Source organism: Gordonia hankookensis, from assembly GCF_014673215.1.
Lineage (GTDB): Bacteria > Actinomycetota > Actinomycetes > Mycobacteriales > Mycobacteriaceae > Gordonia > Gordonia hankookensis.
The window spans coordinates 38,634-50,626 of record NZ_JACWMS010000003.1; the positions used below are offsets into that span (position 1 = coordinate 38,634).

Sequence of the window (11,993 nt, forward strand, 5' to 3'; positions counted from 1 at the left end):
CGGTGATGGGCTCGCTGGATGGAAATCTACGCACGGCTCGGCGCGACACCGCGCCCGCTCGATGGATCAGTCGTCGTTCATCGCTCCCGGCGCGGTCTTCTGCACCTGCATCAAGAACTCGATGTTGGTCTTCGACTTCTTGAGCTGGCTGATGAGCAGATCGATCGCCTGCTGCGAATCGAGCCCGGACAGCACCCGGCGCAGCTTGTGCACGATCGCGAATTCCTCGGGCGACAACAGCAATTCGTCCTTGCGGGTACCCGACGGATTCACGTCGACCGCCGGGAACACCCGGCGCTCTGCGATCTTGCGATCGAGCTTGAGCTCGGCGTTGCCGGTGCCCTTGAACTCCTCGAAGATGACGGTGTCACCGGTCGATCCGGTCTCCACCATCGCCGTGGCGATGATGGTCAGCGACCCGCCGTTCTCGATGTTGCGCGCCGCGCCGAGGAAGCGCTTCGGCGGATAGAGAGCGGTGGAATCGACACCACCGGACAGGATTCGGCCGGATGCAGGCGACGCGTTGTTGTACGCGCGACCGAGTCGGGTGATCGAGTCCAGCAGCACGATCACGTCGCGGCCGTTCTCGACGAGGCGCTTGGCCCGCTCGATCGCCAACTCGGCAACCGACGTGTGGTCTGACGGCGGACGGTCGAACGTCGAGGCGATGACCTCACCGTTCACCGAACGCGTCATGTCGGTGACCTCTTCCGGACGCTCGTCGACGAGGACGACCATCAGGTGGCATTCCGGGTTGTTGACGGTGATCGCGTTGGCGATGTCCTGCAGGATCGTGGTCTTACCGGCCTTGGGCGGCGACACGATCAGGGCACGCTGGCCCTTGCCGATCGGCATGATCAGGTCGATCACGCGGGTGTCGAGTCGGTCCGGGGTCGTCTCCAAGCGGAGGCGCTGATTCGGATACAGCGGGGTCAGTTTGCCGAACTCGGGGCGCTTCTTCGCCGTCTCGATATCGGTCCCGTTGACCGTGTCGAGCCGCACCAACGGGTTGAACTTCTGGCGCTGGTTGGGCTGTTCGCCCTCACGGGGCACCTTGACGGCGCCGGTGATCGCGTCGCCGCGACGCAAACCGTTCTTGCGCACCATGTTCATCGACACGTACACGTCGTTCGGTCCCGCCAGATACCCGGAGGTCCGGACGAATGCGTAGTTGTCCAGGACGTCGAGAATGCCGGCCACGGGCTGCAACACATCGTCGTCGGAGACCTGGGGTTCACCGGAGCCCGACGAGTCACGGTCGCGCCCACGGCGACGTTCGCGGAAGCGACGACCTCGCCGGCCGCGGCCGGTGCCGTCGTCGTCATCGTCGCGGTTGTTCTGACGGCCGTCGCGGTTCTGACCGCCACCCTGGTTCTGGTTGTTGCCCTGGCCGCCGTCGCGATTCTGGTTGTCGCGGTTCTGGTTCTCGCGGTTCTGGCCACCATCGCGGTTCTGATTGTTGTCGCGGTTCTGATTGTTGTCGCGGTTCTGGCCACCATCACGACCCTGCCCGCCGTCGCGATTCTGGTTGCGATTGCGGTTCTGGTTGCGATTACGCTGGTCGCCGCCACCGGCGGAGTCGCCCTGTCGGTCATTGCCGGCCGACTTCGTGTCGGCTGTGTTGCCGTCGGCCGACTTGGTGTTGCTGTCGGCGGTCTTGGTGTTGCTGTCGCCCGACTTGGTGTTGCTGTCGGCGGAGCTCGTGTTGCTGCCGGCCTCAGATGCTGCCGGGCCCGCGCCGTTGGAGGCCTCTGCCTGCTCGTTGTCCGACGACTCGACGCGTGCCCGCCGCCGTGTACGGGCCTGCGGATCCGCGTTCTTGGGGGCGTCACTCTTGGGGGCATCGTTCGTGGAGGCGCCGTCACCGGAGGCGCCGTCCGACAGGGCCATCTGGCCGTCGGCACTCTTGCCGGCCGGAGCCGAGCCCGCCTGGCGTTCCTTGATCGCGGCGATCAGGTCGCCCTTGCGCATTCCCGACGTCCCCTTGATGCCCAGCTCGCCGGCGAGTGCGCGGAGCTCGGTCAGCACCATCGCGGAGAGCCCGGTGCGGGCGCGGGTCGTGGAGCCACTGGCCGAGCGCGCCGACGTCCGGGCGCCGGAGGCCGGGGCGTCCGTGCTCGACGTGGGGGTCGGTTCAGTGATCAGGTCCGTATCCGTCACGGATATCCTTTCGTTCCCCCGCAGACCGAAGCTGCGTCAGGGGTCATTGCCACCCCGCCTCACTTCAGGCGGGACTTCGTCCTCATCGGAGCGTGTCCGCTCTGGATTCTCCTCCGTGGACGGTCAGAAGAAATATGGTCCGCTGCGTGTGTCCGCTGGTGCTGCTCGGCAACTCCCGACAGGAGATCGTGCGACCGGAATCGACCGGAGGGCAAGATCGAGATCGGGAGACAAGCACGGCAAGACATATCTGCGCGGCTAGACCAGTATATGGTATCCCGTTCGCATGATAGGGGCAACACGCCCCTCGCGCCATTCCATCGCGAATCGATGAGAGCGACCGCCGTCACACGAGATCAGGAACGTCCGTGGGTGACCTCGACGCCACCGGCGATGGCCACGCTCGACGGCACGAAGCCCAACCCGATCGCGACGTCGCGATCCTCGGCCGGTACCGGCCCGACGCCGAGCACGAGGACAGTGGGCCCGGCCCCCGAGACCGTCGCCGCGTGACCGCGTTTGCGCAGCGCAGCCACCAATTCCGCGGTCGGTGGCATGGCTTCGGCGCGGTAGTCCTGGTGGAGCCGGTCCTCGGTGGCCGCACACAGGGCCGCGGGATCATCGGTCAATGCGACCACGGCGAGCGCCGCACGGCTGACATTGAAGACCGCATCGCGACGCGGCACCGCATCGGGCAGCAGACCGCGGGTGTACGACGTCGACGACTCGGTGGACGGAACGAAGACCGTCGCGGTGATATCCGGATGCACCGCCAGACGCCGCGCAAGGTAACGGACGCGGACCGCGTCCGTCGCCCCCACTCCCCCGACCCCGTCCGATTCCATCCAGGTCACCACTGCCGACCCGAGCACGCTCGCGGCCGCATTGTCCGGATGGCCCTCGAACTCCGAGGACAACTGGACGAGCTCGGCATCGTCGAAGGCGTCACGGATGCCGGCCTCCACGAGGAGTCCCGATGCCGCAGCCAGGCCGGACACGGCCGCCGCGGCGGACGAGCCGAGTCCACGGGAATGGGGTATCGCGTTGACACATCGCAACTTCAGGCCTGGGGCGGTCACACCGGCAACCGCGAGTCCCCGCGCGATGGCACGGGCCACCAGGTGACTCCCGTCGCGGGGGACGTCGTCTGTCCCCTCGCCACTGACCTCCACCTCGACACCCGCCGACGTGGTCTCCACGATCAATTCGTCGTAGATCCCGAGGGCGATACCCAGGCAGTCGAAACCGGGCCCGAGGTTCGCGCTGGACGCCGGAACCCGGACTCGAGCCGAAATACCCTCCGGCAGAATCACCTTCGCATCTCCCACCAATGCGTCATCGGTCATCGCGGTGGTCGCACCCGTCGATTCAGCGGACGCCGAGAGCATCCGCCACCGCGACCGGATCCACCGGAATCGCCTCGACCTCCGGCATTCCGGACAATGCGGTGTCCGGATCCTTCAGACCGTTACCGGTCACCGTACACACGACGGTCGAGCCTGCAGCGATCCACCCGTCTGCGCGGGCCGCGAGCAGACCGGCGACACTGGCGGCCGATGCCGGCTCGACGAAGACACCTTCCCGACCGGCGACGAGGCGATATGCTTCCAACAACTTCTCGTCGGTTGCTGCCCGGAACTGGCCAGCGGACTCCTCCTTGGCCGCGACCGCCTGATTCCAGCTCGCCGGGGAGCCGATTCGAATCGCCGTGGCAACGGTCTCCGGGTTCTTCACCGGAGCTCCGTTGACGAGCGGCGCAGCACCTGCCGCCTGGACGCCGAGCATCCGCGGCACCGACGAACTGATCCCGTCCCGGTGGTACTCGGTGTAGCCCTTCCAGTACGCGGTGATGTTCCCGGCGTTCCCGACCGGCAGCGCGTGTACATCCGGCGCCCGCCCCAGGACATCGACGATCTCGAACGCGGCGGTCTTCTGACCCTCGATCCGCGACGGGTTCACCGAGTTCACGAGTTCGATCTCGGTGAACTCCGCCGTTGCCTTCCGCGCGAGTTCCAGGCAGTCGTCGAAGTTGCCCTGGACCTGGATGATCTTGGCGCCGTGCATGACCGCCTGGGCCAGCTTGCCCATCGCGATCTTCCCTTCGGGGATCAGGACCGCACAGGTGATCCCGGCGCGGGTGGCGTACGCGGCGGCTGATGCCGACGTGTTCCCGGTCGACGCGCACAGCACCGCGGTCTTGCCGTTGTTGACGGCCGTACTGACGGCCATGGTCATGCCACGGTCCTTGAACGAACCTGTCGGGTTGAGACCCTCGACCTTGAGGTAGACCTCGCAGCCGGTGACCTCCGACAGGTGCGGCGCGGCGATCAGCGGCGTACCACCCTCGAGGAGGGTGACGACCTGCCAGTCGTCACCGACCGGCAGGCGATCGCGATACGCCTCGATCAATCCGGGCCAGCGCTGATGCACCGGGGTCAGGTCAGTCATCGGTTCCTTCCAATCGCAGGACGCTCGACACCTTGATTACGGCATCCATGTCTTCCAGTGCCGCAACGCATTCCGACTGCGCGCGGTCGGGCGCGCGGTGGGTCACCACGATGAGCCGGGCGTCCTCGCCCGCGCCCTCCTGGCGCACCGCGGCGATGCTGACCGCGCGCTTGGTGAACTCACCGGCGACCTGGGCGAGCACGCCCGGACGGTCGGCGACCTTCATCGAGATGTAGTAGCGGGTCGGCACGTCGTCGATCGGCGCGATCGGCAGCGACGCATACGTCGATTCGAGCGGGCCGCGCCCACCGTGCACCTTGTTCCGTGCCGCCATCACCATGTCCCCCAACACCGCCGACGCCGTGGGTGATCCACCGGCACCCTGCCCGTAGAACATCAGTCGCCCGGCGTTGTCCGCTTCGACCACCACCGCGTTGAAGGCGCCGTTCACCGTCGCCAGCGGATGGCTCAGCGGGATCAGGGCCGGGTAGACGCGCGCCGACACCCGCTGGCGCCCGTCGGCATCGTGGACGCGCTCACAGATGGACAGCAACTTGACCGTGCAATCGAACTTCTTCGCGGCCACGAGGTCGGCGGCGGTCACCGTGGAGATCCCCTCCCGGAACACGTCCGCCGCGGTCACCCGGGTGTGGAAGGCGATCGACGCGAGGATGGCCGCCTTGGCAGCGGCGTCGTAGCCTTCCACGTCGGCCGTCGGATCCGCTTCCGCGTAGCCCAGCCGTCCCGCCTCGGCGAGCGTGTCGGCGTAGGCGGCGCCGGTCTCGTCCATCGCCGAGAGGATGAAGTTGGTGGTGCCGTTGACGATTCCGGCCACCCGTTCGACGGTGTCGCCGGCGAGTGACTGCATCAGCGGCCGGACCACCGGGATGGCGCCTGCGACGGCGGCCTCGAAATAGAGATCGACCTTGGCCTCGGCGGCTGCGGTGGCGAGTTCGCCGGTGTACTCGGCGAGCAGCGCCTTGTTCGCGGTGACCACCGACTTTCCGCTCTCGAGCGCCGCGCGGATCAGCTCGCGCGCCGGATCGATGCCGCCCATCAGTTCCACCACGATGTCGACGTCGGCGCGGGCCACCAGCGCGGCCGCATCGTCGGTGAGCAACTCCTGGCTGATCTTGCGCGGGCGGGTGAGGTCGCGGACGGCGACACCACGCAATTCGACGGGCGCGCCGACACGCGCCCGCAGGTCGTCGGCGTTCTCCGCGAGGATCCGCACCACCTCGGCACCGACATTTCCCATGCCGAGCACAGCCACGCCGATGGGACGGGCACCGGAGGCCGGTGTCGGGTCGCTCGGGGTCTGGTTCATTCGGAAACCTCCAGGCTCAAGATGTCCTCGATCGTCTCGCGTCGCAGCATCAGTCGTGCGGACGAATCCTGCACCGTCACCACGGCCGGCCGCATGGCCATGTTGTATCGACTCGACATCGAGTAGCAGTACGCGCCGGTGGCCGCGACGGCGACCAGGTCGCCCGGTGCCAGATCCGCGGGCAACCAACAGTCCTTGATCACGATGTCGCCGCTCTCGCAGTGCTTCCCGACCACTCGGCTGACCACCGCCTGCGCCTCCGACACTCGTGAGACCAGCCGTATGTCGTACTCGGCCTGATACAGCACGGTCCGGATGTTGTCGCTCATGCCGCCGTCGATGGACACATACCGCCGGGACAGGTTCTTACCGATCGTCACGTCTTTCACGGTGCCCACCCGATACAGGGTGACGGTGCCGGGTCCTGCGATCGCGCGACCGGGCTCCACCGCGAGGGTCGGCATCGGCAGTCCGACGGCCGCGGACTCGTGGCGGAGGATCTCCGCCAGCCGCTCGGCGACGTCACCGATGGGCAGCGGGTCGTCCTCTGGCAAGTACGAGATGCCCAGTCCGCCACCGAGATCCACGATGGACAGCTGCGCCGTCTTGTCCACGCCGAACTCGGCCACCACCTCCTTGAGCAGGCCGAGTACACGATGCGCAGCGAGTTCGAACCCGTCCATGTCGAAGATCTGGGAACCGATGTGGCTGTGCAGACCGACGAGCCGCAGGTTGTCGGTCGCGAACACCCGACGGACCGCATCCATGGCGACGCCACCGGCGAGTGCGAAACCGAACTTCTGGTCCTCGTGGGCGGTCGAGATGAACTCGTGGGTGTGCGCCTCCACGCCAACGGTGACGCGCACGAGGACATCGGCGACCAGACCTCGTGCGCCTGCGAGCTGATCGAGACGCTCGATCTCGACCATCGAGTCGAGCACGATATGACCGACGCCGGCGTCGAGCGCCATCGCCAGCTCGTCGACACTCTTGTTGTTGCCGTGCAGGGCGATCCGCTCCGGCGGGAAACCCGCCCGCAGAGCGACGGTCAGTTCGCCCCCGGAGCACACGTCGAGGGACAGACCTTCCTGGTCCACCCAGCGCGCGATCTCGGAACTCAGGAAGGCTTTCGACGCGTAGTGCACGCGGCCGTAGGGTCCGAATGCCGCCACCATGTCGGCACACCGCGATCGGAAATCGGACTCGTCCACCACGAACAGCGGGGTCCCGTAGGTCTCGGCGAGCTCCTCGACACCGACGCCGGCGAGGCGGACCTCACCCGAGGAGTCCCGAACGGCATTGCGGGGCCATACGTTTGCCGGTATCGCAGCCAGCTGGACCGGATCGTTCGGCCGCTCCGCAAGGTGCGGCGCGGCGAGCAGTTCGGCATGCCGGGGTCCGGCCGGGTGCGCGTTCACATCCGCTCCGGTGCGCTCACGCCGACCAACTCGAGGCCGTTCGCCAGGACCTGCCGCGTCGCCCCACACAGGGCGAGCCGCGCCGCATGGATGTCGCCGGCGGGTTCGTCCCCTTGCGGGAGGATTCGGCAGCGTGCATAGAAGCGGTGGTAGGAGCCTGCAAGAGTCTCCAGATACCGGCAGATCCGGTGCGGCTCACGGAGTTCGGCGGCCGTCGCCACCACCTCGTCGAAATCGCCGATCGTACGGATGAGTTCCCCCTCGGCCGGATCGTCGAGCAAGTCGAGATGATCCTGCGACGGCTCGAGGCGCAGCTCGGCAGCGTTGCGCGACAGCGCCGACAGCCGTGCGTGCGCGTACTGCACGTAGTAGACCGGATTGTCGTTGGACTGCTTGCGCAACAGATCGAGGTCGATGTCGATGTTCACGTCGACCGACGACCTGATCAAGGCGTACCGGGCGGCATCCACACCGACCGCGTCGACGAGGTCGTCGAGGGTGATCACGGTGCCCGCCCGCTTGCTCATCCGGACCGGCACACCGTCGCGGACGAGGTTGACCATCTGTCCGATCAGCACCTCCACGGTCTGTGGGTCATCACCGAGCGCGGCGGCCGATGCCTTCAGCCGGGTGATGTAGCCGTGGTGGTCGGCACCCAGCATGTAGATGCACAGGTTGAACCCGCGGTTGCGCTTGTCCTTGTAGTAGGCGATGTCGCCTGCGATGTAGGCGGCGTTACCGTCGCTCTTGATCACGACGCGGTCTTTGTCATCGCCGAAGTTCGTGGTCCGGAGCCACCAGGCGCCGTCGTTCTCGTAAAGGTTGCCGTTGGCCTTGAGCTCGGTGATGCATTCGTCGACGAGACCCGAGGTGAACATCTTGTTCTCGTGGGTGAAGACGTCGAAATCGGTGCCGAACTCGTGCAGGCTCTCCTTGATGTGATCGAACATCAGATCCACCCCGACCGCCCGGAAGGTCTCCAGCCGCTCGCCGTCGGGCCGGTCGAGCACGTCGGGGACCTTCGCCACGACCTGCGCCGCGATCTCGCCGATGTAGTCACCGGCATAACCGTCATCCGGGGTCGGTTCGCCTGCGGCCGCAGCCTGCAGCGACTGCGCGAAGCGATCGATCTGTGTGCCGTGGTCGTTGAAGTAGTACTCGCGGGTCACCGCGGCACCTCGCGCGGCGAGCACCCGACCGAGAGCGTCACCGACCGCTGCCCAGCGGGTGCCGCCGAGGTGAATCGGTCCCGTCGGATTCGCCGAGACGAACTCGAGGTTGATCGTGCGGTCGTCGAGCTCGGCGCCACGCCCATAATCGGCGCCGGCCGACAGCACGGTCGCGACCACCGAGTTCTGCGCGGCGGCCGCCAGCCAGACGTTGACGAACCCCGGGCCTGCGACCTCGGCCTTCGCGATGCCGTCGGTCGCCGTGAAAGCGTCGGCCAGCCAGCCGGCCAGCTCACGTGGGGCGACACCCAACTTCTTGCCGAGTTGGAGCGCGATGTTCGTGGCGTAGTCGCCATGGTCGGCGTGACGTGGGCGCTCCACGACGACGGTGTCGGGCACGATCGAATCGTCGAGCCCGCGGTCACGGACAACGGTCAGCGTCGCGGCGGCGAGTAGCGCGGCGAGGTCTGCAGGAGTCACGGCTCACCATCCTATTGGCCCGAGCCCAACAGGGGATAATCGCCTCCGCCCGCCGTCGCCGGGCGAGCCCGACAGAGCCCTGTTGTCGACCGGTAAACTGTCCGTCGCTGCGCCTCACACCGGCTGTGGCCACATCAGAGAGTAGGGCGATGGCAGGCAGATCCGGCGGCAACACCCCCAGGTCCGGCAAGCGACCCGGATCTGTGCCCAGTGCGTCGGGCAGGCAGATCGACTGGTTCGTCGTCGGTGCGATCGTGCTGGTGATCGCGCTGATCGCGGGACTTCTCGGGTACCTCCTGCCCAAGTTCCTCGACGACCGCGAGGCCAACGGCCTCAGACCACAGACCGTCACGGGGTTCGTGCCGTCCGCACAGGATCCGGACCCGTCCACGCGGATCCCCGGTGTCACCAAGATCTACTACCGCGCCGCCCAGCACGTGCGCGCCGACCAGCGCGTCGCCTACGACCAGTCGCCGCCCTTCGGCGGGCCCCACGACGAGGTGTGGGCGACCTGTACGGGGATCGTGTACCCGAACCCGCTCCGATCGGAGAACGCTGTGCACGCCCTGGAACACGGGGCCGTCTGGATCACCTACAACCCCGACACGATCAGCGCCGCCGATCGCGACACGCTCGAGAAGAAGGTGTCCGGCGAGCAGTTCCTGTTCGTGTCGCCCTATCCCGGTCTCGACCATCCGTTGTCGCTGCAGAGCTGGGGACACCAGCTGAAGCTCGATTCGGCAGACGATCCACGCGTCGATCAGTTCATCACCGCGTTGCGCCGGAACGCCACACCCGGTGTCTACCGGGAGAATCCGTCGGAGGCCGCGTATCCAGAGACCCAGGCCGCGTGCGCGGCGATCCCGGGAGCGTTCGATCCGAACGATCCGCCACCGGCCGACCAGGGTGCACCCGGACCGGATGCGGTGAAGATGGACGGCTCGGGCGGCATTCCGGCATCCGACGAGAACGCCGGCGCCGGCGCGCCGATGCCGGCCGGCTGAGGAGCAGACGATGAGCGATCGACGCGCCGAGGCGGACGCCACTGATCACCCGGCACCCGGCCCCACCGGCTCCCGGCGCACATTGCTCACCACCCTCGGGGTGGTGGCAGCGCTGCTGATCGGAATGGCGCTGGGTCTGCTGATCGCCGCAATGCTGCACAGCGATGATATGCAGGCAGAGGAGACGCCATCGGCGGACTCCGCGGCGGTCGGCTTCGCGCAGGACATGATCCGCCATCACGAGCAGGGCGTGGAGATGGCCACGACCGAACTCGAGAACGGCACCGATCCGCAAGTGCGCAGCATGGCGTTCGACATCCTCACCGCACAGAGCAACGAGATCGGGCAGATGCAGTCGTGGCTGACCCGCTGGGGCTACCCGCTCATCAACCCCCATCCCCCGATGACGTGGATGGGTCACGAGATGGCTGCCGGTACCCCGGCACCCTCGACCCCTACCGACCACAACCATGGCGATCACGCCGGACACGACATGGGAACGATGCCGACTGCCGCGATGCCCCCCGGCGACATGCCGTCGGGATCGACGACGACCGGCACCGACATCCCGCCGATGCCAGGTATGGCCACCACCGCCGAGATGGACCGGCTCCGGAGCCTGCGGGCCGCCGCCGCCGACGTGTACTTCCTGCAACTGATGCTGCGCCATCACGAGGGCGGCCTACCCATGATGGAGTACGCGGCAAATCCTGCAGAGGTCTCCGAGGACTATGTCCGCACCCTCGCGACGACGATGAAACAGACCCAGGACAAGGACATCGCCGTCATCGAGCAGATGCTCGCCGAACGGGGCGCCGAGCCGCTACCGATGAACTGATGGGCTCCGACGTCACGTGCGGGCCCACCGGGGCAGGCCCAACCCTGCGGACACCAGAAAGCAGATTGCACCGACGAAGGTTCCGCCACCGGCGAGATCGTCGCTGACGGTCTGCCCCGCAGAGGTCACGTAGGCGCCCACCGCCGATACCCCGAAGGCCATGCAGCCCAGCAGATTGATCTGCGTCGCCCACCAGTCGCGCCTGCGCGGCGCCCAGAACCTGACGGCGTTGGTGAACACGATCACCGCGAGGACGCCACTCACCAGGAATGCGACCGACCCGGCGGCGTCCGGCGACCACACGCGACGACGCTCCTCGGTGACCGTGTCGGCGTTCAGGGCCGCCGCGGTACTCACGTTGAACAGCAGCGTGCCGGCCAACTGTGTTGCGGCCGAAAGCCATTCGCCTCGGAACTGTTTTCCACCGTCGGCGATCGGGGTGGTCGCCGCACCGCTGAGCACATACTGGATCGCTGCCGCACCGGTGAAGAACCACGCACCGACGAAGAAACTCAGATTCGCCGCGGACGCACCCGCCCACGCCATGAATCCGGGCGCGGACCCCACCGCGAAGAGCGTGGAGCCGAGCATGAATCCCCAACATTGTTTCTCGGCCGTCGCCGACAGGAACCTGGTCGGGCCATTCGCCGCTGCGACATCACCGTTCACCCCTGCATTCTGATGGATTCGGAGAGCCGACGACGCATGTTGCGGCAGGATCGTGGATAGAGCCGCTTTCGGATGTCCGCAGCCGGTGCCACGACACCGTCGAGATCGATGCCGGGCGTCTGGCGCGGCTCGCGTGCGTCGTGGCCACCGGGATGTATCGATCTCTCTCACACAGAGGAGGAGCACACCGGCCGGAGGCCGGCAAGGATGTCACGGTGCGCTCACGTGAATCTCTTTCAAACCACACAGTGGGCGCACACCGGCCGGAGGCCGGCAAGGATGTCACGGTGCGCTCGCGTGAATCTCTTTCAAACCACACAGTGGGCGCACACCGGCCGGAGGCCGGCAAGGATGTCATGGTGCCCCCGGCAGGATTCGAACCTGCGGCCTTCTGCTCCGGAGGCAGACGCTCTATCCCCTGAGCTACGGGGGCTCAACGGGCGATGGCTAGCGTAACGCACGTGCGCCACCCGAACCCAA

9 protein-coding genes and 1 tRNA gene are annotated in these 11,993 nt (G+C 67.1%); 2 read left to right on the top strand and 8 right to left on the bottom strand.

The window, feature by feature from the left end:
- Positions 1-66: 66 nt before the first annotated feature.
- From rho to argS, 6 genes are all read right to left on the bottom strand, one after another.
- Positions 67-2,160 (bottom strand): transcription termination factor Rho, encoded by a 2,094-nt coding sequence (rho, locus tag IDF66_RS14685; RefSeq protein ID WP_190267528.1) that lies wholly within the window; start codon positions 2,158-2,160, stop codon positions 67-69.
- 356 nt (positions 2,161-2,516) lie between these two features.
- Entirely contained in the window at positions 2,517-3,506 is a 990-nt protein-coding gene (gene thrB, locus IDF66_RS14690; RefSeq protein ID WP_223309697.1) for a homoserine kinase, read from the bottom strand.
- A 22-nt stretch (positions 3,507-3,528) separates the two neighbouring features.
- Positions 3,529-4,608, bottom strand: coding sequence for a threonine synthase (gene thrC / locus IDF66_RS14695; protein ID WP_190267529.1), 1,080 nt, complete (start codon positions 4,606-4,608; stop codon positions 3,529-3,531).
- On the bottom strand, positions 4,601-5,935 hold the full coding sequence (locus IDF66_RS14700) for a homoserine dehydrogenase (protein WP_190267530.1): 1,335 nt from the start codon (positions 5,933-5,935) through the stop codon (positions 4,601-4,603). The genes thrC and IDF66_RS14700 overlap by 8 nt, the downstream gene beginning before the upstream one ends.
- Entirely contained in the window at positions 5,932-7,353 is a 1,422-nt protein-coding gene (gene lysA, locus IDF66_RS14705; RefSeq protein WP_190267531.1) for a diaminopimelate decarboxylase, read from the bottom strand. Before lysA ends, IDF66_RS14700 begins: the two co-directional genes overlap by 4 nt.
- Entirely contained in the window at positions 7,350-9,002 is a 1,653-nt protein-coding gene (gene argS, locus IDF66_RS14710; RefSeq protein WP_190267532.1) for an arginine--tRNA ligase, read from the bottom strand. The genes lysA and argS overlap by 4 nt, the downstream gene beginning before the upstream one ends.
- 149 nt (positions 9,003-9,151) lie before the next feature.
- On the opposite strand from argS, the gene IDF66_RS14715 reads away from it, so the two are divergent.
- Both IDF66_RS14715 and IDF66_RS14720 read left to right on the top strand, forming a co-directional pair.
- Positions 9,152-10,006 carry a DUF3105 domain-containing protein gene (locus IDF66_RS14715; protein ID WP_190267533.1) on the top strand — a complete coding sequence of 285 codons (855 nt, stop codon included), beginning with the start codon at positions 9,152-9,154 and terminating at the stop codon, positions 10,004-10,006.
- Positions 10,007-10,016: 10 nt separating this feature from the next.
- Positions 10,017-10,844, top strand: a complete 828-nt coding sequence (locus tag IDF66_RS14720; RefSeq protein ID WP_190267534.1) for a DUF305 domain-containing protein — start codon at positions 10,017-10,019, stop codon at positions 10,842-10,844.
- A gap of 12 nt (positions 10,845-10,856) precedes the next feature.
- On the opposite strand, the gene IDF66_RS14725 is transcribed toward IDF66_RS14720, so the two are convergent.
- Positions 10,857-11,513: a hypothetical protein gene (locus tag IDF66_RS14725; RefSeq protein ID WP_190267535.1), complete on the bottom strand. Its 657-nt coding sequence runs from the start codon at positions 11,511-11,513 to the stop codon at positions 10,857-10,859.
- Between the two features lie 357 nt (positions 11,514-11,870).
- Positions 11,871-11,946 (bottom strand) — tRNA-Arg (locus IDF66_RS14730).
- Positions 11,947-11,993 lie beyond the last annotated feature (47 nt).